Consider the following 22,058-nt stretch of genomic DNA (forward strand, 5'->3'; position numbering starts at 1 on the left):
CGTGTCACGCATATTCACGCTAAATACTGCGCTGGGCGACGAACTCAAGTTCTATCGGCTGGAGGGCGAGGAGGCGCTTAGCCGGTTGTTCGAATTCAGAATCGAGGCACTTGCGGACGGCTACGGCGTGTCATTGCGCGATTTGCTCGGTAAGCGCGTCGCGGTGCGCATCGAAGAGCGCGGCGGCAAGCAGCGCTATTTGAACGGTCTGGTCGCGCGCGCCTCGCTCGTCGGTCGACAAGCGCAGCGACACTACGCTTACGAACTCGTTGTGCGGCCCTGGCTATGGCTGGCGACGCGGCGCTCCGACTGCCGAATCTTTCAAAACAAGAGTGTGCCGGAGATGATCGACGAAGTCCTCGCGCCGTATGGTTTTCCCATGCAGACCAAACTGGCCGAGCACTACGCGCCGCGCGAGTATTGCGTCCAGTACAACGAAACAGATGCCGCGTTCGTCTCGCGGCTCATGGAAAGCGAAGGCATCTACTACTACTTCGCGCACACGGAGGAAGTGCATACGCTGATGCTGTGCGACGGACAATCCTCTCACGTGCCGCTGCCCGGATACGAAACGATTCCCTACATCGGCGAGGATCGCGCGACCATTGCCGACGAGGAACATATCGATAGCTGGCGGCCGGCGCAGGAAGTCAGTATCGGCAGCTACGAAGCGACCGATTACGACTATACGAAGCCGCGTGCGGACCTATCGGTGAAGCACGACGATCCGCGCGGCCACGACCACGATCGTTACGCGATTTTCGAGTGGCCGGGCTGCTACGACGATGACGCGCTAGGCGCGCGCTATGGACGCGTTCGCCTCGAAGCATTGCAATCGGAACACGAACGCGTCGAGGCGCATACCGATGTCCGTGCGATGGCGCCCGGTTATTTGTTCACGCTCGAACGCTGTCCGCGAGCGGATCAGAATCGCGCGTACCTCGTCGTGCGAGGTCGCTATCGATTCCAAGAAAACCCGTATGCGACCGACGGCTCCGACGAGCATGTGACGCACGAAACGGCGTTCGTCGCGCAACCGACCCAACTGCCTTATCGTCCCGAGCGCATGACGCCTAGGCCACGCACGCACGGTCCGCAAACGGCGGTCGTGGTCGGCCAGCCCGGCGAGGAGATTTGGACCGATCAGTACGGGCGAGTCAAGCTGCAATTCCAGTGGGACCGATATGGGCAGCGCGACCAGAACGCCTCGTGCTGGGTGCGCGTCTCCAACCCATGGGCCGGCAGCGGTTTCGGCGGCGTGCAAATCCCGCGTGTGGGGGACGAAGTGATCGTCGACTTTATCGCAGGGGATCCGGATCGACCGATCGTCACGGGCCGCGTCTACAACGGCGAGCGCATGCCGCCTTGGGGGCTGCCGATGAGTGCGACGCAAAGCGGGCTGCTCTCGCGTTCGACGCCGGGCGGGGCCGCGTCGCACGCCAACGCGTTCCGGTTCGAAGACCGCAAGGGCGCGGAGCAGCTATGGATGCACGCGGAGCGCAATTTCGATGCGGAGACGGAACTCGATCATACGCTGTCGGTCGGGCATGACCACACGCATACGGTCGGCAACGACGAAACCATGCAGGTGAAAAACAACCGGCAACGGAGTGTGGGACAGAACGAGACGGTGAGCATCGGGCAGCATCGGGTTGCGCAGATTGGGGGGAATGAGACGCATGGGGTGGGGGGGAGTCGCAGCGTGTCGGTGGACGGCGACAGTAGTCATACCGTTGTAAAGGGCAATCACACCGTCGCGGTGGCGAGCGGAAAACGCGACGTCTTCGTGAAGGGAGACAGCACGCATATCGTCGAGGTGGGCTCCTATGCCGCGCAAGTGAAGGCCGGCAACTATGCGGTTCAGGCGGCGCAGGTCGCATCCACGGTCGCACTAGGCCACATCGAAATGGGCGCGGGAAAGAGCGGGATGACGATCAACAAGGGCAGCGCCGGGGTCTCCATTGGCGGCACAGGAAGCGAGGTAGGCGTGGGCCTCGCCGGCTATGGGGGCGGCGTGAGCATCGCCGGATACGACAAGGGGGTCGACATCGCCGGTTATGCGACGGGCGTTTCGATTTACGGCGAAAACGATCTGAAGCTTTCCGGCAAGGCGAGCGTATCGCTGCAAGCACCGAAGATCTACGTCGATAACGGAGGCGGCAGTTGCGAGGTTAACGTGACGGGGACGAAGATCGTCCTCTCGACGAGCGGCGGCTCGGTCACGCTCGACGGGTCGGGCGTGACGATCCAAGGGACGATCGCCTACATCAATTGAAGCAGTCCAGCTCGCTGGCGAAGCCTCGATTCGAATCGATTCACGGGAGCTATTCAATGGAGAATGAACAGGATCAGTCGACGATAGACGACGCGCTCGAAGCGGAGACCGTCGATGCCTTGCGGCGATTGTTCGAAAGCGGCGCGTCGGCAGGTGCCGATGCCCACGAATCGAGCCGGCGGGCCGAAGGGGCGACGTTAATGGGTGAGGTAACCGACACGCATCACCCCGATGCCATCCGGCGCATTTGCGTGCGATGGGCAATGCCGGACGGGACCGTATGCGAGCGCTGGCTCGAGTGTGTCGATGGCGTTAAGGCACGCATCGGCGATCGAGTGGTGATGCAGGCACCGGCGAACTGGCCCGAGTATCTGGTCTGCGGCGTTTTTCGGCGTGCAGGCAGCGGCGATCCGGTCGAGCCTGTCGAATCCGTCGCCGAGCCCGCTGTCGCGCTTTCGCTCGAATCGGGCAAGAGCGTGCAAGTGTCCGACGCCGGAGGGCATCCGTTATTGCAGGTGCGTGCGTCGCCGGACGGACCGGTCGTGACCTTGCTCAATCAGAACGTGAATATCGAAGTTGCCGGAACGTTGCGTCTGTCCGCGCAGACGCTGGAACTCGAAGGGGGGCGTGGCGGCATCGACATTCGGACCGAAGCGGACACCGTCGTGCGAAGCCGCTACCTCCGGTTGAACTGACGAGCGCGCGCGACCATGCAGCAGGAATTTTCCGCCATCGAATCGTCGATTGAAGCCTTCGTTGCGCAGCCGGACGATCCCACGCTGGTGCTCGGTATGTCCGACAACGACGTAGTGCCGGTGTTGAAGATGCTTCATGCGCTCGACGAGCGCATCGACGATGCCGTCTTTTTGAACTTTCCGTTTCCATGCGATGCGGTGGAGATCTATGCCCAAGCGTGCATGGAATCGCTGAGCCGTCAGATCGACGACGAGAATCGGATGCGCGACATTCGAGGCGAGGCGCGCTGGCCGCTGTTGCCGATGATTGGCACCGATCCGCGGCGGGCACCCGCTGAGCGGCTGCGTATTGCGGTGACACACGTTCGGACATTGGTGCTGGACGGCGCGACGATCGTTTGGTCGTGGATACCTTCGTCGCTCGGCGATGCGGACGGTTTTTCGAAGATGATGCTGGACTTGTTCGCACTGAACGGCTTCGAAGATTGGATGGAAGGACATCGGTTCTGTATTCGCGACGATGCTGCCCGACCGCTCTTAATCCCGTCTCTACAAGGGAGAAAGGTCGAGCACGTTTTGATCTTGTCCGTGGATCTCTCGTCGCAGAAAGCGATTCGCCAGTTAGTCGGCGTTGCAAACGATGAGGGCGAGCCGATCGCGCGGCGCATGGGCGCATTGCTGCAGGTTGCGGCAGTCGACCTCGCGCATGGGCGGCTACCCGAAGCGCAGGGTAAGTATCGTGCGCTGTATGCGTTCCACGCGGAGCGCGGCGATGCGACAGGCCGTGCATTGGCGCTGCATGGATTGGGGGATGTGGCATTGCGCCAAGGCGCTCGGCGCGACGCGATGAATTGGTATCGGCGGGCGTTACCCGTCGCGCTCGACGGTCGCAATCTACTGGCCGTGGTCAACGCATTGATGGCGCTCGGCGATTGCTGCCAGGCCCTGGGGGAACCTGCGAATTCGGCGGCCTATTTCGATTTGGCAAGCAGTGCCGCTGGGCGGTTGCTTTTGGTCCATACGAAGATCGCGGCGATGGAGAAGGCCGGCATCGCGCTGCTCGCCTGCAGCAAGGCAGCGGAAGCGGCCAAGCGCTGGATCGATGCTAAGGGCTTATGCGAACAGTTCGGATGCGAAAGGTTGCATCGGTCCATCGTGGATCGACTCGTTTCGCTCTATGCGAATGCCGGCTTGAAGAACGAGGCGAAGGTCTACGAGCGGGAGAAGAATCGCTTTCCCGCGCGGCTCGGGGCCGATACGGGAAGCGCGCACGAGCGGGTGCGTCGATGAGCGATGAATCGGCCCGATTGATTCGTGCATCCGATTCCCATTCGGTCGACAAGGCACAATCGGAATCGAAAGTCGACACGTCTTGCGATGCATTGCTGGGTACGGTCAATCTGACGTGCGATCCGTTCAAGGAAACATTTTCGAACAAGGGCAGCACGCTTCATCACCTTAGTTCGGCGGTAAGCGCGTTGGCGGCGTTACAAGGCGCGCCGTCGCAATTGCTCAACACCGGGATCGCACAGATTCCGCTGCTGGACAAGATGCCGGGGATGCCGGCCGCGACCATTGGCGCGGCCCATCTTGGGACGCCGCATGCTCACGATCATCCGCCGAGCGACGGGTTTCCGCTGCCGAGCGTGGGCGCGACCATTGGCAGCGGTTGCTTGAGTGTACTGATCGGCGGTATGCCGGCCGCACGCGTGATGGACATGGGCATCGCGCCGACTTGCGGCGGACTGACACCGTACTTCGACATCCAAACCGGTTCGAGCAATACCTTCATCGGCGGTATGAGGGCGGCGCGCATGGGCATCGACATGACGCGTCACTGCAACCCGATGGGACATGCGGGGAAACACGGCGAAGAGGAAGCGGGGGCGGCCGAGAAAGGCGAACAAGTCGCCAGCGAAGCGGCTGAGGTATCGAGCCGGGCACGGTGGATGGGGCGGGCGGGCAAGGCGTGGAATATCGGCAATGTGGCGATCGGTCCCGCAGCGGGTGTCGCGGGCGCGGCCGGCGACGTCGAGCACGGCGAGGGCCTGGCCGCGGCGATGATGGCCGCGCAAACGACCGCGGATGCCGCGATGATGCTGCTCGGCAATCTGATGGGCAAGGACCCGGGGATCGAGCCGAGTATGGGGGTACTGCTGGACGGCAACCCGACCGTGTTGATCGGCGGGTTTCCTATGCCCGATTCGCAGATGATGTGGCATGGCGTCAAGCATGGTATTGGGAAGAAGGTTAGAGCCCGGAGGGCGGCAAGGCGCGGTGAGGTCGCGCCGTGCCGGGACGGGCACCCCGTCGATGTGGTTAAGGGGACCGCGGAGAATGAGTTCGTCGACTACGAAACGAAGGCCGCGCCGGCGTTCAAATGGGAGCGCTACTACTGCAGCGGCTGGCGCGAGCAGGATGGCGCGCTTGGCTTTGGGTTCAGGCATGCCTTTCAGCATGAGCTGCGGCTGCTGCGCACGCGAGCTGTTTATGTCGACGCGCTTAACGGGGAATATCCGATTCGGCGCAATCCTGGCGGCCGTTATGAAGGTGTTTTTGCCGGCTATGAACTGGTGCAGCGCGACGAGCGTCGGTTTGTGCTTAGAAACGGCTCCCGCGGCGAGATGATGTTCGAGCGCGGGAGCGCCGTTAATCGTACGGCCAAGTTAGCGAGCTGGGTCCGAGATGGCGTTCGAAGCACCCTGGAATATGCGCGCAACGGAGCACTCCTGCGTATCGCTCAGGAGGAATGTCCTGGCGGACGTCGGCAACTGATCGAATTGCGCTATGACGGTAGCGGTCATCTTGCCGACCTTTACCTCACGGATCCACAGGGACAGACGAAGCATATCGCCCATTACCGTTACGACGCGGCCGGGTGTCTGGTGGCGTTCGTCGATTCCCTGGGCGCGGCGATGACGCATGGGTACGACGATCGGCGCCGGATGGTCCGGGAAACGGACGCGAACGGTTATTCCTTCTCTTACCGATACGATAGCCAGGACCGTTGCGTGGAGAGCGGCGGCCAGGACGGGCTGTGGCATGTAGCGCTCGATTATCAGCCGGGTCGCACCGTGGTGACGCGTGCCGACGGAGGTAAATGGACATTTCTGTTCGACGAAGCACGCACGGTAACGCGCATCGTGGACCCTTATGGTGGAGCGAAGCAGCGCGTTACGGGCGAAGATGGCCGAATTCTTCGAGAGATCGATTCGGGCGGCCGCGTGATGCATTGGCTCTATGATGCACGTGGTCTCAATACTGGGCGTATGGATCGATGGGGAAATCGCTGGCCCACAATGGAGGATGCGCTGGCCTTGCCGAATCCGTTAGCGCACACCGTACCGGTTACGCCGTTGGCTCTGCAATGGGGCGAGGCCGAGCCGACAATGCAGCCAGAATCGGTTCTGCTTCCACCGGAAATACAGCGCATCGCGGAATCACTATTTCCACAGTCAGCGATTCTTCCTAGCGAACGGCACGACGCGAGAGGGCGAGTCGTCGCTCGTATAGACGAATACGGCGGCGTCGAGCGGTTCCTGCGCGACGCCGTGGGCAATGTTATCCGACGCTGGGACAAAGACGGGCGCCTGCACCACTATGGCCTCGTGTCGTGGAATTTACGCGAGAGCGAGACCGACCCGCTGGGCAACACCGTACAGTATCGGTATTCAAATAAGCAGGAAATCACAACGATCATCGATGCGAACGGAAACGAAAGCGCGTACGCGTACGACGATAAGGGCCGTATTGCACGTGTGATGCGACATGGCGTGGTGCGCGAGACCTACGCGTACGATGCGGGCGACCGGCTGATCGAAAAGCGAGATGGAGCCGGAAATCCATTACTAGTTTTCGAGGTGGGCGAGGAGGGGCTGCAGAACAAGCGCATCCTGGCGACCGGGGAGACCCATAGCTACGAGTACGACCGCCGCGGCAAATTTACAAGGGCATCCACCGAGAAGGTCGACGTCAAGCTCGCGTACGACGTCTCCGGGCGCCGCACAAGCGACAAGCGCAACGGGCGCGGCGTCGAGCACCGCTTCCTCGATGAACGTCTCGAGAGGACGACCTATTTCGGGCGATACGTCGTGCACTACGACAAGGGCCCGGCCGGCGATGTCGTCATTCGTACGCCGGATGGGGGTGTCCATCGGCTCCAACGCGCAGCGCGGGATTCGCTTCTACTCCAACTTGGCAATGGTACCAATGCGCTATTCGGGTTCGATCAGGGCGGTCGATGTACCGGCCGGGTGACTTGGCCGGAAAGACGTTCGACGGAAATTCATTGTGTGAAATATCGCTATGGCGCGACGGGCGAGTTGAGATCGGTGATCGACAGCAAGGATGGCACGACGGACTATCAATACGACGACGCCCACCGGCTGGTCGGAGAGACGCGCGATAGATGGCCCGTCAGCCGCTTCGAGTACGATCGAGGCGGTAACCTTTTGTCGACGCCGACGTGCCAATGGATGCGATATACGGAGGGCAACCGCCTATCGAGCGCCGCGTACGGTTCGTTCCGCTACAACAGCCGCAATCACGTTGCCGAGGAGATTGACGAACATAAGCGTCGTACGACCTATCGCTACAACAGCCTCGATCTGCTGGTGCAGGTCGAATGGAGCGATCGTCAGGAGCGCTGGACCGCGGAGTATGACGGCTTGTGCCGGCGTATCGCCAAAGCGATGGGGCAAGCGCGGACCCAATACTTCTGGGACGGCGACCGTCTGGCCGCGGAGGTGGGCTCTGATGGCAGGTTGCGGGTTTACGTCTATGTGAATGAGTTGTCGTATCTGCCGTTCATGTTCATCGATTACTCGAACTGCGATGCCGATCCGGGATCGGGCAACGCGTACTACGTATTCGGCAACCAAGTCGGGCTTCCCGAACGGATTGAGGACGAGGAGGGAAGGCATGTCTGGCGCGCGGAAGAGATCCAGCCGTACGGGTCGATTCGCGTAGCGACAGGCAATGCGATCGAGTACGACCTTCGTTGGCCGGGGCACTGGTTCGATATCGAAACCGGGCTGCATTACAACCGGTTCCGATCGTACCATCCGGGCCTGGGGCGCTATTTGCAATCCGATCCAGCGGGGCAATCGGGGGGGATAAACCTGTACGCATATACGTCGAATCCGCTCGTCGCGGTAGACGTTCTTGGGCTGGCCGCGTGTCCGCTGCACGAAAACGAGCCGTCTAGCGAGTGCCCCGATTGCGAGAGCAAAGAGAATCCGGGCACGACGGACCGAGATAAGGCGCAGGAAAGGAAGAACAAGGAGATAAAAGCGCTCAACGCCGAGATTGCGGACCTGCAGGCTAGCATCGCTAAACTCGATGCCCATATTCGCGCCGAACACGCCGGCATATGGGAAGCGCCGCACATCGTGGAGCGCGATAGCCACAATCGGGGGATCGACCGAAGGCAAAAGGATATATCGGACCTGCAAACCGACTTGCGCAAGAGCACGCCAACAACCGCCCTGACCAACCAGATAAATAGAGGCGTCAGACTAGGGATGGACGATCCGGCGTTGCCAGGGTTGAAGATCACTAAACGCCTCCATGCCGACCATATCGTCAGTTTTAAGGCCATCACCAACATGGACGGCTTCTGGGATTTGACTGTTCGGAATCAGTTAAAGGTGCTGAACTACGAGGAAAATTTTGTCGGCCTCAGTGAAGCGGCAAACGAGTCGAAGGGGAGCAAAACATTTGAAGAGTGGACACGGTACGAGAAAGGCAAGGTGGATGTCGATCCAGAGTTTCGAAAAAAGATGATGGAGGAGGAAAAGAAGCTGCGTCCAAAGTTGCAACAATACATCGATCAACTGCTCCACGAGCAGCGGGCCCGGTAGTCGTTACCATACAGGTAACGATCGCCGTATCGAGCTGGGCGCGCTCATGCTCGAGGTCGCAAAGCCGCAGCGGCCATTCCTGCAGGTCGCGAGCAGCAGACGGTCGGCGATAGAAAGGAGCGTTCGAGAAATGGATACGACAGCGGTGCTTGCGAAACTGGAATGGTTCATCGACTCACCGAAGCTTGCGACGACCCCAGACGAAGTGCCCTCGCGAGCCCAGGTGCCGGACTTATGGCGAGAGATGTTGCAGTACGGTCTTAGTGGAAAGCGAGACAGTATTCTCGAAAGCTGGGGAGGGTTCGTGGCGGAACTCCCGTCGGTGGAGCACTTCGTGCGGACGCGGTTGCACGACGTGCTGATTCTATTCCAGGATGAATCGCCGTCTCTTCTGTATGTTTATACCGCCGACCGAGGCGATATAAACTTCTTCGAAGGTCGCCTTCCGGTCCACGCGGCCGTACCTAAACCGCTTCGGGGCGTTTGGCAGTCGGTGCCACGGAGCTTGCGACGGTTTTACGCTGAGGCCCACGACGGCTGGACGTTTCTCGCTTCGAACGCGATGGGACCGCTACCGCTCCAGGATTGGTGCTTCCTTTCGGAGAATCAGTTCGATCTGAGCCCTGACACCGTCTCCCGGATGCCGATGGACCCGCAGCATGTCGTCACGGTCTTTCACAACGGGGCAGGTGACTATCTGTGCTTAAACTTTGCTGCTTGCGACGACGATGGCACCGCGTCCGGGCTGATCTATTGGCATGAAAAGCCTATGGAGCCCGATTTCGTGGACTTTTGGCCCACGATGGATACTTGGCTCGGCATTTTTATGGAGAATGCCGATCCTTGCGCATGAAGGCGGCATTGCGGGTCAGTGTTACGCAGCGAATCCTTGTCTTTCTTTCAACGTTTTTGCCACCAGTATTTCCGCGCCGAAATACTCGGATTCGCGATTGCCAAATACGTGGTACTCCAAAGCTGCGCGGCGTTCGCCTCGGTAGCATCCGCGCTATGCGTGCCGAACGCCTCCGCTTGATACGTTCCGTTGGCGTAAGACCAAGTCCACATTTCCGACGCGCGCATGTCGGATGCATTCGCGATGTCTTGCCAGATGAGCGAGCGCGCATTCGCGAGCAGCGTCCGAACGTCGGCAGTCAGATCCGTGCGAGCGAGTTGCCGGTCGAGCCCGGCCACCCACATCGCTTGTTGCCATGACCAGATGACGGTGCCGTGATAGGCCGCGTTCGTAAACTCCGGCCATAACGACGTACTCGCATAAGCTGGATTGGCGATCAACATGCCGGCATTCGTGGTCAAGCCGACCGGAAACGGCTGCACCGCCGCGCTCACGATGCGCGTAAGCACATCGGCCGACGGCGTACCGAGCAACAGCGCGAAGCCTCCATCGGAGTTCAAGATCGGAATGGGATTGCCCTGCTCATCGAGCGAAAGTGCATAAAACGCGGTGTCGGAAGTCGGCAATGTTCCGGCCGGCACACCGGCTTGCGCGGCATAGGCGGGCACGTCGGCCGCGGCCTGCGATGCCGGCACGGACACTTCGAACAAGGCCGGCGCGGCCGATTCCCAAATCGACGCTTGCTGTGCGGCGTCGGCAAGCGCGGCGCGCTGGCTGCCGTCCAAATAAGGATCGAGCAACCCGCTATCGAGAAACCGGCTGGCCGCGCGCAGCGCCGCCGGCACGAGTACCGCGTTCACGTCGTACGGATACACGCCCCCGCCGAGCCCATTGGTACTGTCGCGCCAATTGCCGACGATCTGCCCCGCGCGTAGATGGATGAGGTTGGTTGCGATGCTCTGCTGCGAGAAAGCACGTGCGGTGTTCGCCACATGCACGAGATTGGTGACGAAGCGGCTTCCGTTGGTTTGTCCGTCGGTCCCGCTTTGCGCGAGATAGGCGGCCGCGCGAGCCGGACCCCGCGCATCGTCGAGAAACCAGGCTGCCATGACGGGCGGCAGCAGGTAATCGCCGTCGATCATCTTGTAATCGTAGGTGGGAGTGGCGTTGGTGCCGCGGCCGTTCTTCATGTTGTCGATGACCGCGAACTCGCCAATGCCTTCTTCGTGGGCCACGATGCCATCGGGCGACAGCCGAGTCAGCACGGCCGTCAGACCTGCCTCGATGGCGGCGGGTTGCAAAACAGGCATGAGCATGCGCACCGAGATCAGCGTGTCGCGGCCGAAGTAGGTGTCGTACTGCCACGAACCGGCAAGAAGCTTGTCCTGATAGCTCAAAAATTCGACGACGTTTTGGCTCTGGGTATCGGGGTTGACCGTGTCGTTGAATAAGTTCGCATGGACGATCGGCGTGAGCGGCGTTTCGCCGGTCCAGGAAAGTATCCGCAAATGCAATGCATTGCTGCCGGGCGCGGCCTGTAGCGTAAGTGCGCCGGATGCGTCGGTCGCGACCGTGCCGCCGCCGAGCACTTGTACGGTCATAGCATAGCCGGCCGCGCCGTCGACGCGATCGCGTTGCCAACTAATCGTGTTCTGGGCAACGACGCCTTGCGTCTGAACCTGTGCCGGCGCCGGGTAGCCACCGTTATAGTCGCGCATGAATCGCACGGAGGTCAGCAAGGCCCCACGCAGCGTCAAACGAGCAGTGTCGACGGACACATCGGCCGAGATGCCATACAGATTGCGGCCTTGGGTGTCGAGCTTCGCGCTCGGTCCGATCGGCGAGTCGAGGCTCCAATTGACCGGCTGCGCCGTGTCATCGAACCACAATCCCGTGCCGCTGTTTCCGGCGGGAAATACAACGAGCAGTCTCGGCTTCGTCGACGAACGCATCAATAAATGCGCGGCGATGTTGCCTTCGCGGTAGAACGCATTGGTTTGACCGCCGGCCTGCATTTGAAACGCGAGCAGCGGGCTGGCGGTCGATGCGCTATCTTCGTTGCCGCCGCCGGAACAGCCGACGATGACACTCGTCATGACGATCAGCAAGCGCGAGACGATGTGCTTCACGAGTGCCTCCTTTGTATTCGTTACATGCGGATGCGTCATTTGCGTCACGGAGAACGCTTGGCTCTTTACGGCTCGATACTCGTGTGCGACTATCGGCCGTTACCGGAGCAATCGGAATGCCCGACGCTTATAACCCGACATGAAACGACTGTTCCTCGTTGTCCTCGCAGCGACCCATTTCGCGGCTGGTGCGCGTGCGCAAAGCAATTCGGCGGGGCCATTCATGACACCCGCCGGCACGCTGCAATTCATGCGTGTCGACGGCGATTTTGTGGGGACGTTGGACGGGCAGACGTTCGATCGCTTGGACGCGAATACGCTCGCGCATTTCGATGACGTCGATAATGCAAATGGCACCGTCACGCGCACACTTGTGCAGATCGAAGCGGGTCCGGTGCTGTACGATTTTCGGCATCGCCCGCCGCTTGTTCAGCGCTTGCGTCAGCGCATGACGGTGAGACGCGTGTTCTGGCAAGGCGATGAGGTCGTGATGCAGAGTTCGGAAGGTTGGTTCCGCTTTAAGAGCGGTGTGCTCACAAAACTGCAGTCGTCGCACATGATTTATCGTTGACTACGCGCGACGCCTGCATGCTAACGCGAAGTACTCCAAACGCAAATATCGCGTGAACGGGACGTCGTCTTCGGTGCCGCCTTTCTCAAATCGTCGCATCGAAATCCGCCCTTCGTCTAAACGCACGCGAAGGGCGGAAGCGACTCATAGGCGTTATTGCGGGTTCACTTGCCACGCCAACACAGGATGCGTTGCCCCTGCCGGCATCGCCCAGACACCGTTCGGGCCGAAGTTCCAACCGACGAAGCTCGCGGGGTTGCTCATTTGCGCGGTTGTCAGCCCGTTGGTCGCCGGAGCGCCTTGACCACCGTCGGCGGTGCCAGTGGTGTCTACGTCCCAGTACACATCGTTTCCGATCGTGCCCGAGCTTAGCTGCGTAAAGCCGGTACCGTACGGCGTGTTTCCGGTCGCGAACGACTGGTTGATCGTCCCATTGTTGGTATTGACGAAGGCGGCGCCGCCAACGCAGGCGATCATGCCGCATCCACCCTGCACGGTGCCCGTCGCGTACGATTGCGCAATCGTCCCATTGTTGACGCCGACCAGACCGCCTGGGCTTCCCAAGAGCGCGCCCATCACGCCTCCCACCATCGTCACCGTCCCCGAGGCATAGGATTGGCCGATGGTCCCGTAGTTCGCACCAACCAAGCCGCCTGACCATCCATCGCCCGAAACGCCTGCGCTGCTCGAGGAGCGCAGGATTGTGCCGTAATTCTCGCCTACGAGCCCGCCGGCAGTTAGGCCATTGCCGAAGGTGTTTTCCCCCACGCTGCCGGACGTATTCACTCCGACGATCGTCCCATCGTTCACCCCAGCCAAAATCCCCGCGATCGCGCCCGTTTGGCTGCCATTGATGCCATTGCTGATCGTCGTCGCGCTGCCGCTGACGTTCAAGTCGCGCACCACCGCGCTCTTGCCCAAGACGCCGAACATTCCCAGCGGCTGTATGCCTCCGCTTACCGTCACCGAACTGACGGAGTAGCCCCTGCCGTCGAATTGTCCGGTGAAGGGCGTGTTGCCTCCCGCGAGTGGGAAATTATCGCCGTCGCTCGCGTCGATATTTCGACCGAGCGCGTAGTTGCCGGCGAGATCGGTATTGATGTTTTCGAGATCGGCCAGCGAGTTGACGAGCTTATAGCCTGTAATCTGCGTCACGAGCCCGCTATACGCCGGAGCCGCCCATGAAGCATTCGAAAGCAAGGTACCCGGCAGATACGAGCCGTTCATGTCGTAGTAAGCGCTGACGATACCGGTACTCTTCGCCCAATCGACGGTACCGCTATTGAAGACGCTGCCGCCGTTATCGATGGCGTTTGCATCCGCGCGCAGCGTCAGGTTGCCGCTGCCTTGATTCTTGATCGTTACGCCCTTATCGATACGCAACTCGTGATAGGCCCCCAAGTTGAGCGATGCCGCGCCGTTCCACCCGATATTCGACGCCACGTCGATGTCGCCGTTGGGGCGGCCGATGCCCGTCGTTTGCACGTTGACCGAGGTGCCGGCGTTCAGGCTGCGCGAGAACGATGCGGCGGCGGCATCGGTGAGCCACATGTTCGGCGTGGTGATGTTCCAGGTTCCGGCGGAGACGGTCGGGGTGCCGGTGAAGACGAGGTTCCCCGCATTAGTATCGACGGTGCCGCCGCTGCCGTCCGCGTGCTTCGATTCGAGCGTGCCGGCGAGGTTGACGGTACCGGTATCGGCCACGAGCCAGACGTGGCCGTCGCGTGTGGCGGTGCCGGTGGCACGAAGGGCTGCATGGTTGCCCGAAAGCGCATAGACGTTACCGTCGGCGGCTTGCAGGCTCACTTGTGCGGCTTTGATCGTGCCGGCATTGAACACGGTCCCGCCGCTGCCTACCTGCACGAACACCTGCCGGCTGCTCGACGAATCCTGCAGCAACACTTGATGGCCGGTGGCCAATTCGGCTGTGCCGTTGGGCGCGCTGATACTGCCGAGATTCGTTGCGTCTTTGCTCGAGACGAGAAACACGTCGCCACCGGTGGAGCCGATCTTGCCGAAGTTGATGACACCCTTATCGGAGTGGCCGGTGAGCGTCAGTGGCCCGCCATTCATAAATGCGGTGTTATCGGCGTCGAGCGTGGAGGCGACGAAGCGTCCGCCCGTCGAAACAATGCCGCTGGGCCCGACAACGACGCCTTGCGGGTTGATCAAATAGAGGCTACCGGTAGCCGAAAGCGAGCCGAGGATCATGGACAGATCGCCGCCGGTGACGCGGTTCAGCGTGGCGCCGGTGCCGTTATTGAAGTCCACGCGATTGCCGAAGCCGATCGAAAAACTCGTCCAGTCGATGACGCCTCGTCGCGAGCTTTGATTGATCGTCATCGATGTCCCGTTGCCGCCGATCGATCCCGTACCGGCGACGAAGTGCCCCCCGGTAGGCAGCGGCCCGGCATTCGCGGCGGGCGACACGCCGCACAGCGCTGCCACGGCGGCCAGTACGAACGACATCATCGGGTTTAACTTAAGGGGAGAGTCTATGCTTCGCATATTGTTCATGGCAGCCCTCGTGCATATCGTTGATATTCCATCGCGGAATGTTTCCATGTATCCACCCTAATTACATCAAAAAGCACGGATCGTGTATTTGAAGGTGAATAACAATATGGTGACTATTTCCGATCAAATTGTTAATTTTTATTTCGTGGTGGTTCGTCAATCCGGACGAGATGCCCTATTTTCGCGCCATCGGTGCCGCCGTTCGTCGGACATGGCCAAGCTACGCATGACAGGATGGGCGGAGAGCCCTCAGTCGAGGGCGTGTAATCGTATTGTAAATTCAATGTGAATGAATGCGAAAAGACGCCTTGCTATATCCGTTATTTGAAAGCTTGAGCGTGAATGAACGTGTCGATTCGCGAGTTCACCCAAATCGGGTGAAAATACACATATCGTGGCGGGAAGCGACTATCGCAAACGTCGCTTGGGATGATGGCGAAAATTGGGAACCCGACGCGTGGCGTGCGGGGGACGCAGCTCTCGTCGGTGCCGAGCGAGGCTAGGGCTGCGTGTGGGGACGGTGGTTCACGTGCGACTAGGTTTGCGCGACCGTACGAGGCCGGTCGCGCAAACCCGCGTCCGCTCAGAACATGTGCCGAATGCCCGCCATCACCCCTAACTGGCCGGCACCCGCGCCCGGTGTGGTGCCGCCGCCGCCGGCACTCAAGCTGTAATGCGCATGCGCGCTATTCCACAAGTAAGAGGTCTGTAAATAAACAGCCGTAGCCTTGGATAAGAGATAGGTTCCTCTTAAGGTGGCCATGGTCGCGCGCGTGTCTTGCTCGCGATCGACAATCCGGAACGCTTCGCCGTCGATGAGCACCGTGGGCGTGGCGCTATACGAAGCCCCGGCGAAGAATAGATTAGAGCGAACATCGGGTATCGCGGGCGATACGGTCTGCACGCGGCGCCCGATCCAGCCGGCGCCTAGCTTCACCGGACCGAGCCTTCCGTAGCCGCTCACTTGCACTCGCGTATCCTTATCCGACTCGTTAGTCAACGCAAACGGCGCGATGCCGTTGAAGAAGTTGGCGGCGGCACCCGCGCCGCCGCGTTGCTCGTCATAGGCCGCCGATACGCCGAATGTCTTCGCGTCGTACTGGATCAACGCACTTAACTGACGGCACTGGGCGAAATGCCCGGCCACCTGTCCCGCGCACGTGCCCTGACCCGGCGAGTTGCCGGTGCCGGCCGAGTCGCGCCCGAACGAGTACGTTGCGCCGAGCGTCACGCCATGAAACGTACCCTTGTACGCCACAGTGTTATCGCTGCGCGCATTCGGGATATAGGTGTCGAGCGCTGCGCTGCCGTAGATGTCCGGGCCGAGAATATCCGACTCCGCGAGCGCCCAGAAAGTCATCGTGTACTGCCGGCCGAACGAGACCGTGCCCCACGGACCTTGCAGGCCTACCCATGCTTGCCGGCCGAACAGCCGACCGCCTTGCCCCATGTCGCCGCCTCGCAGATTGAAACCGCTTTCGAGCTGGAAGACGGTTTTCAGTCCGCCCCCGAGATCTTCGACGCCTCTCAGTCCCCATCGCGACGGCAATTCGCCGGTATTGCCGGGCATGCGGACCAAGTTGTCGCCGGCAGCGTTGGCGTGCGACACGTATTCGATCCCGGTGTCGACGATGCCATATAACGTGACGCTGCTTTGGGCGAACGCCGAGGCGCTGGAAGCGGCAAGTCCAGCGGCGATCCATGTCGATAACTTCATTGTCTCCACACTCCGTGATTGAGGGAGCTTTTCGCTCTCTGTATAGTTAGGACTACTACGTAATTAATAATCTTTCAGAGCCGATCGTCAGGCGCGGGTCCCTAATGTTGCATCGCGGTTATAGGGCGGCCTGGACCGACGTCGTGCGAGGCAGTTGCCGTCCACAAGCAAGGATGGCGAAAGAGGCGATGACCGCGGGCACGGCGACGATCGCGAACAGGGTGGGGAAGCTGATGTTGGACGAGAGCAGCGCACCGCCAACGAGGGCGCCGATGACCGAGCCGAGCCGGCCTATCCCTAGCGCCCAGCTGATACCGGTCACGCGACTCGATGTCGGGTAGTAGCGCGCCACGTAGGCGTTGGCGCCGATCTGGGACCCGCTGATGCAAAAGCCGACACCCATGATCGCCGCCGCGAGGGAAGCGCCTGCCGCCGCGCCCGTTGCGACGAGAAAGAGTGCGCCGAACCCATAGGACGCGGCCAGCACGACTGTCGGGTTCGCCTTGTCCATCATCCGGCCGATGACCAGTGCGCCGACAGTCCCGCCCACTTGGTACATCACCGCGACTTCGGAAGCGATCGCCAGCGGCATGCCGGAACGGTGGACGAGCGTCGGCAACCAGTTCGTGAGCAAGTAGACGATCAGCAGGCTCATGAAAAAAACGGTCCACAGCAGCAGTGTGCCGGCGCGATATTCCGGTGTGAAAAGCTGCTTAACGGGCGACCCGCTTCGAACGGTTTCGTCGAGCGTGAATTGCACCGGTGCGGGGGCGGGGAGCGGTGCGATCTTTTGCAAAATGCGCGCGATGCGTTCGGGGTACGCCTGCTTACAAAGCGCGAGATAACGCACCGATTCCGGCAAGGCCACGACCATGATCGGCACGAGCAGTAGCGGCAGCGCGCCCCCGAGCAACAAGATGCTGCGCCAGCCGTGCGAAGGCATGAGCTGCGCGGCGGCCACGCCGCCCATGCCCGAGCCTAACGTGAAGCCGCAGAACATGACGGTAGTCAGAAAGGACTTTTTCCGTTCGGGACAATACTCCGACGTCATGGCGATTGCGTTCGGCATGGCGCCACCGAGACCCAGCCCGGTAATGAAGCGCAATGCGATCAGGGGGCCGATGCTTGGCGCGTATGCCGTCGCGAGACTTGCCGCGCCAAAGAAGGCAACCGTGGCAAGGAGCGTTTTACGTCGGCCGATCCGATCGGCAAGCGGGCCGAATAATAGTGCGCCGACCATGAGTCCGATGAGGCCCGCACTGAACAGCACGCCGAGGATCGCCGGTTGAAGATGCCATTGCCGGCTCAGCGCGGGCGCAATGAATCCGACACAGGCGGTATCGAATCCGTCCACCGCGACAACGGCAAAGCACAGCAGCAATACCGTCCATTGAAACAAGGAAATGCGCTGGCGATCGAGCCAGGCGCGTATCTCGAGCGTACCGTCGGGTGAGGGCATGTTTCGTCTCCGTGAACATCGTTGCTTCTTGTAAGTGTCACGAAGGTTGCCAAGTTGCCGCAGGCACGTCTACGCAGTGCGTGAATGAGGCCCATTCACAAAGATTATTTTGCTGCGCGTCGGGGCTCCCGCGCCGCCCACGCGGCGCCTAGGGAAAGCACTAAATCGAGAATTCATCGAACACCAACTGCCGCAGCCATTGATTGCCGGGCTCGCGGTGGTTGCGAGCGTGCCAAAGTACGTTGATGGTGATATCGGGGATTCTCACAGGACAAGGCGCGCTGACGAGGTCGAACGGCGCGAGCGTGCGCACGGCGTAGGCCTCCGGCACGACCGCCACGAGGTCCGTCGTCTGAAGGATATGGCCGACCGCAACGAAGTGGGGCACGCGCAGGTGCACATTGCGCTGATGTCCCGCTCGTTGAATCGCCGAATCCACCATGCCATGGCCGGTGCCTTCGGCAACGACCGATACGTGTTCCGATTCCAGGAACGCTTTCGTCGTCATGCCGCTCTTGGCGAGCGGATGCCCCTTCCGAAATAGGCACACATACTTCTGACGAAAGAGGCGCCGTTGGAAGAAACCCGATTTCAGATCGGGCAGGAACCCGATCGCCAAATCGACGTTGCCGCGCTCCATTTCGTCGCGCAAGGCGTCCGATTGATTGCGCACGGTGCTGATCGATACGCCCGGTGCCGCCTTGGCCAGCCGCTTCATGAGACTCGGCAGAAAGTAGATTTCGCCGATATCGGTCATGGCGATGGCGAACGCGCGCGTCGCCGAGGCCGGATCGAAACCCGCCTTGACGTTCAGTGCATCGTGAAGCGTGCCTAGCGCGTAGCCGACCGATTCGGCGAGGGCTTCGGCGAATGGGGTGGGCGTCATGCCCTTCGACGTGCGCAAAAACAGCTCGTCGCCGAGCACCTTTCTGAGCCGGTTCAGTGCATTGCTGATCGCGGGTTGTGAAATGCCTAACGTCGCGGCGACTGCCGACACGCGGCGTTGACGCAGCAGCTCGTTGAATACGACGAGCAAGTTCAGGTCGATGTCCTTCAGTTCCATACGCGGTTCCGCTCGGTGGCTTCCACCGCATTATCAATCCTGGTGATGTTCCATATCAACGCATTTCTATTTATCAATAGCGCAGCGGCGTGCATCATGCGCTCCATAAGTTGAGTGCTTAGGAGACAAGGGCTCATGGAAGTGTCCGTTCTACCGCTGCGAAGAACGCTCGAAGTGCGATCGGGCGAGAACTTGCTGGAGACGCTGCGTCGCAACGAAGTTCCGATCTCGTACAGTTGCATGGCCGGCCGTTGCGGCACGTGTCGATGCCGGGTCGTGTCCGGCAACGTCTTGGTCACCGGCGCGGCGGAGACAGGCCGGCCAACCGCCGATGGACAGTCGGTGCTCGCGTGTCAGGCGACCCTGGTCGAAGATTGCACGATCGAGATTCCCGAGGTGGACGAGATCGTCGTCCACCCATCGAAGATCATCAAGACGACGGTCGTTGGGATCGAAGATCTCACGCATGACATCAAGCGCGTCCGGCTGGCACTGTCCAAACCGTTTTCCTTCTCTGCGGGCCAGTATGCCTCGGTGCAATTCGCCCCGGATCTGGTTCGGCCTTATTCGATGGCCGTGACGGCGGGCGGCGAAGAAGCGGAGTTTCATATCCGTATCGTGCCGGACGGACGCGTGACGTCCTATGTCGCAACGCAATTGAAGCTAGGCGATGCCGTTCGGCTGAGCGGGCCGCTCGGTACCGCCTATCTTCGATCGAAGACGACCGATCCCGTGATCTGTATCGCAGGCGGCACAGGACTCGCGCCGATCTTGTCGATCGTTCGCTCGATGGCGGAACAAGGGGTGGCGTATCCCGTGCATCTGTATTTCGGCGTGCGCTCGCCGCGCGATATCTACGGCATCGAGTGGCTCGACGAACTCAAGGCGCGCTTACCGAATTTGACGGTTCACGTGGTCGTCACATCGACGAACGAGCCCGGGCCCTACCGAGCGGGTGTCGTAACCGATGCGGTCAAGCACGATTGGGACAGCTTGAAAGGGTGGCGTGCGTACGTCGCGGGTGCCCCCGCGATGGTCGATGCTTCGACGATCTTGCTTCGTCAAAAGGGAATTCGTGCGGAACACGTTTACGCCGACGCATTTTATGCGAGCGGCGTTTGATTGCCGCCATCGAGAAGACAGAAGACGTTTGAAGTTTAGCTATCAGGAGACGAATCATGACTGAGGCGCCCGTTACCTTCGTACGGCCGGCCTGGAAGGAGGAGGGCTCGAGTCGCATTCCGTTTTGGACGTACACGGACGATGCAACCTATCGCCGCGAACTCGATCGCTTTTTCTATGCGAATCATTGGTGCTACGTAGGACTCGAAGCCGAAATCCCGAATCCGGGCGACTTCAAGCGCACGGTGATCGGCGAGCGCTCGGTTATCGTCGCGCGTACCCAGGAGGGCGAGATCGCCGTCGTGGAAAACGTCTGCGCCCATCGCGGCGTGCGCTTTTGCCGCGAGAAGTTCGGCAACCGGAAGGATTTCACCTGCCCCTACCATCAATGGAATTACGATCTAAAGGGCAACCTCGTCGGCGTGCCGTTCCGCCGGGGCGTGAAGGCCGAGGGCAAGGTGAACGGCGGTATGCCGGCCGATTTCGATCCGAAGCAGCACGGCTTGACAAAGCTTAACGTCGCTTGCCGAAACGGCGTGATCTTCGCGTCGTTCGACCATGATCTTCCTTCGCTCGAAACGTATCTCGGGCCGACGATCCTCGCGTATTTCGACCGCGTGTTCGACGGACGCAAGCTGAAGATTCTTGGCTATAACCGGCAGCGCATTCCGGGCAACTGGAAGCTCATGCAGGAGAACATCAAAGATCCCTATCACCCGGGTCTGCTCCATACCTGGTTCGTGACGTTCGGCCTTTGGCGTGCGGACAATAAGTCCGAACTGAAGATGGACGACCAATTTCGCCATGCCGCCATGATCTCGACGCGCGGCACCGGCGGCAAAGGCGAAGTGACGAGCGGCGTCACGAGCTTCAAGGACAGGATGACGCTGAACGACGATCGCTTTTTGGACGTCGTTCATGAACCGTGGTGGGGCGATCCTACTGCGGTAATGATGACGATCTTTCCGAGCGTGATCGTTCAGCAGCAGGTCAACTCGGTATCGACGCGGCACATTCAACCGAACGGGCATGGCTCGTTCGACTTCGTGTGGACGCATTTCGGATTCGAGGACGATAGCGAAGACATGACGCGTCGGCGCCTGCGTCAGGCCAATCTATTCGGTCCGGCGGGATTCGTGTCGGCCGACGACGGCGAGGTCATCGAGTTCTCTCAAGAAGGCTTCGAACAAAAGCCGTTCCATCGAACGATCGCGGAGCTGGGCGGGAAAGAGGTGGCCAACACCGACCATATGGTGACGGAAACGCTGATACGCGGCATGTACGACTACTGGCGCCGCGTGATGGAGGTGTGACATGCTCGATTTCGAAACCTACCAAGCCGTGCTGGCACTGTATGCCGACTACGCCGCGATTATCGATCGCAACGATTGGGACAAGTGGCCCGAGTGCTTTACCGAGGAATGCACGTACAAGATTCAGCCTCGCGAGAATTTCGATCGTGGCCTGCCGCTGGCAACGCTCGCGTTCGAGAGCAAGGGCATGTTGAAAGACCGCGTGTACGGCATCACCGAGACGATCTTTCACGATCCGTACTATCAGCGCCACGTGATCGGGGTGCCGCGCATCCTGCGGGTGGGAGACGGGCGCATCGAAGCCGAGGCCAATTACGCCGTGTTTCGGACCAAGCCCGACGAGCTGCCCACGGTATTCAATGTCGGACGCTACCTCGATACGATCCGCCCCACGCCGAATGGGTTGAAGTTCGAATCGAAAGTCTGTGTCTTCGATAGCGAAATGATCGCGAACTCGATTATTTATCCCATTTGAGGCAAGCC

The 22,058-nt window shown here is 60.6% G+C and carries 14 protein-coding genes; 9 read left to right on the forward strand and 5 right to left on the reverse strand.

Features of this window, described 5'->3' with window-relative positions; translation table 11 throughout:
* Position 1 precedes the first annotated feature (1 nt).
* From ACTHN9_RS23855 to ACTHN9_RS23875, 5 genes are all read left to right on the forward strand, one after another.
* Positions 2-2,275 carry a type VI secretion system Vgr family protein gene (locus tag ACTHN9_RS23855; protein WP_440539277.1) on the forward strand — a complete coding sequence of 758 codons (2,274 nt, stop codon included), beginning with the start codon at positions 2-4 and terminating at the stop codon, positions 2,273-2,275.
* Positions 2,276-2,331: 56 nt separating this feature from the next.
* A complete protein-coding gene (locus ACTHN9_RS23860) occupies positions 2,332-2,970 on the forward strand; it encodes a hypothetical protein (RefSeq protein ID WP_440539278.1) in 639 nt (212 codons plus the stop codon).
* A gap of 15 nt (positions 2,971-2,985) precedes the next feature.
* Positions 2,986-4,260 carry a tetratricopeptide repeat protein gene (locus ACTHN9_RS23865; protein ID WP_440539279.1) on the forward strand — a complete coding sequence of 425 codons (1,275 nt, stop codon included), beginning with the start codon at positions 2,986-2,988 and terminating at the stop codon, positions 4,258-4,260.
* Positions 4,261-4,352: 92 nt separating this feature from the next.
* Positions 4,353-8,831: an RHS repeat-associated core domain-containing protein gene (locus tag ACTHN9_RS23870; protein ID WP_440539280.1), complete on the forward strand. Its 4,479-nt coding sequence runs from the start codon at positions 4,353-4,355 to the stop codon at positions 8,829-8,831.
* A gap of 130 nt (positions 8,832-8,961) precedes the next feature.
* Positions 8,962-9,684 (forward strand): SMI1/KNR4 family protein, encoded by a 723-nt coding sequence (locus ACTHN9_RS23875; protein WP_440539281.1) that lies wholly within the window; start codon positions 8,962-8,964, stop codon positions 9,682-9,684.
* A gap of 47 nt (positions 9,685-9,731) precedes the next feature.
* Here ACTHN9_RS23875 and ACTHN9_RS23880 read toward each other — a convergent pair whose 3' ends face one another.
* Entirely contained in the window at positions 9,732-11,780 is a 2,049-nt protein-coding gene (locus ACTHN9_RS23880) for a hypothetical protein (protein ID WP_440539358.1), read from the reverse strand.
* 172 nt (positions 11,781-11,952) lie between these two features.
* Here ACTHN9_RS23880 and ACTHN9_RS23885 point away from each other — a divergent pair, with 172 nt between their 5' ends.
* Complete coding sequence (locus ACTHN9_RS23885; protein WP_440539282.1) at positions 11,953-12,384, forward strand: hypothetical protein; 432 nt, start codon at positions 11,953-11,955, stop codon at positions 12,382-12,384.
* Positions 12,385-12,537: 153 nt separating this feature from the next.
* Here ACTHN9_RS23885 and ACTHN9_RS23890 read toward each other — a convergent pair whose 3' ends face one another.
* The 4 genes from ACTHN9_RS23890 to ACTHN9_RS23905 all read right to left on the reverse strand — a co-directional run bounded on the left by ACTHN9_RS23890 (position 12,538) and on the right by ACTHN9_RS23905 (position 19,140).
* Positions 12,538-14,892 (reverse strand): beta strand repeat-containing protein, encoded by a 2,355-nt coding sequence (locus tag ACTHN9_RS23890; RefSeq protein WP_440539359.1) that lies wholly within the window; start codon positions 14,890-14,892, stop codon positions 12,538-12,540.
* Between the two features lie 592 nt (positions 14,893-15,484).
* The gene (locus ACTHN9_RS23895) at positions 15,485-16,618 is read right to left on the reverse strand and encodes a porin (protein WP_440539283.1); all 1,134 of its coding nucleotides are present in this window, start codon (positions 16,616-16,618) and stop codon (positions 15,485-15,487) included.
* 118 nt (positions 16,619-16,736) lie between these two features.
* A complete protein-coding gene (locus ACTHN9_RS23900; RefSeq protein ID WP_440539284.1) occupies positions 16,737-18,077 on the reverse strand; it encodes an MFS transporter in 1,341 nt (446 codons plus the stop codon).
* A gap of 160 nt (positions 18,078-18,237) precedes the next feature.
* On the reverse strand, positions 18,238-19,140 hold the full coding sequence (locus tag ACTHN9_RS23905; protein ID WP_440539285.1) for a LysR family transcriptional regulator: 903 nt from the start codon (positions 19,138-19,140) through the stop codon (positions 18,238-18,240).
* A gap of 135 nt (positions 19,141-19,275) precedes the next feature.
* Here ACTHN9_RS23905 and ACTHN9_RS23910 point away from each other — a divergent pair, with 135 nt between their 5' ends.
* The 3 genes from ACTHN9_RS23910 to ACTHN9_RS23920 are packed head-to-tail and all read left to right on the forward strand — an operon-like array spanning position 19,276 to position 22,050.
* The gene (locus ACTHN9_RS23910) at positions 19,276-20,262 is read left to right on the forward strand and encodes a 2Fe-2S iron-sulfur cluster-binding protein (protein ID WP_440539287.1); all 987 of its coding nucleotides are present in this window, start codon (positions 19,276-19,278) and stop codon (positions 20,260-20,262) included.
* Between the two features lie 56 nt (positions 20,263-20,318).
* Positions 20,319-21,575: an aromatic ring-hydroxylating dioxygenase subunit alpha gene (locus ACTHN9_RS23915; RefSeq protein WP_440539289.1), complete on the forward strand. Its 1,257-nt coding sequence runs from the start codon at positions 20,319-20,321 to the stop codon at positions 21,573-21,575.
* A 1-nt stretch (position 21,576) separates the two neighbouring features.
* Positions 21,577-22,050, forward strand: a complete 474-nt coding sequence (locus ACTHN9_RS23920) for an aromatic-ring-hydroxylating dioxygenase subunit beta (RefSeq protein WP_440539290.1) — start codon at positions 21,577-21,579, stop codon at positions 22,048-22,050.
* The last annotated feature ends 8 nt before the right edge of the window (positions 22,051-22,058 follow it).

This window comes from Trinickia sp. (assembly GCF_051953405.1).
Classification (GTDB): domain Bacteria; phylum Pseudomonadota; class Gammaproteobacteria; order Burkholderiales; family Burkholderiaceae; genus Trinickia.

What these genes read in the sequence shown, in the direction of transcription:
- ACTHN9_RS23860 (WP_440539278.1), top strand. Translation starts at nt 2,332, where the DNA reads ATGGAGAATGAACAGGATCAGTCGACGATAGACGACGCGCTCGAAGCG.
- ACTHN9_RS23865 (WP_440539279.1), top strand. Translation starts at nt 2,986, where the DNA reads ATGCAGCAGGAATTTTCCGCCATCGAATCGTCGATTGAAGCCTTCGTT.
- ACTHN9_RS23875 (WP_440539281.1), top strand. Translation starts at nt 8,962, where the DNA reads ATGGATACGACAGCGGTGCTTGCGAAACTGGAATGGTTCATCGACTCA.
- ACTHN9_RS23880 (WP_440539358.1), bottom strand. Translation starts at nt 11,780, where the DNA reads ATGACGAGTGTCATCGTCGGCTGTTCCGGCGGCGGCAACGAAGATAGC.
- ACTHN9_RS23885 (WP_440539282.1), top strand. Translation starts at nt 11,953, where the DNA reads ATGAAACGACTGTTCCTCGTTGTCCTCGCAGCGACCCATTTCGCGGCT.
- ACTHN9_RS23890 (WP_440539359.1), bottom strand. Translation starts at nt 14,892, where the DNA reads ATGCGAAGCATAGACTCTCCCCTTAAGTTAAACCCGATGATGTCGTTC.
- ACTHN9_RS23895 (WP_440539283.1), bottom strand. Translation starts at nt 16,618, where the DNA reads ATGAAGTTATCGACATGGATCGCCGCTGGACTTGCCGCTTCCAGCGCC.
- ACTHN9_RS23900 (WP_440539284.1), bottom strand. Translation starts at nt 18,077, where the DNA reads ATGCCCTCACCCGACGGTACGCTCGAGATACGCGCCTGGCTCGATCGC.
- ACTHN9_RS23905 (WP_440539285.1), bottom strand. Translation starts at nt 19,140, where the DNA reads ATGGAACTGAAGGACATCGACCTGAACTTGCTCGTCGTATTCAACGAG.
- ACTHN9_RS23910 (WP_440539287.1), top strand. Translation starts at nt 19,276, where the DNA reads ATGGAAGTGTCCGTTCTACCGCTGCGAAGAACGCTCGAAGTGCGATCG.
- ACTHN9_RS23915 (WP_440539289.1), top strand. Translation starts at nt 20,319, where the DNA reads ATGACTGAGGCGCCCGTTACCTTCGTACGGCCGGCCTGGAAGGAGGAG.
- ACTHN9_RS23920 (WP_440539290.1), top strand. Translation starts at nt 21,577, where the DNA reads ATGCTCGATTTCGAAACCTACCAAGCCGTGCTGGCACTGTATGCCGAC.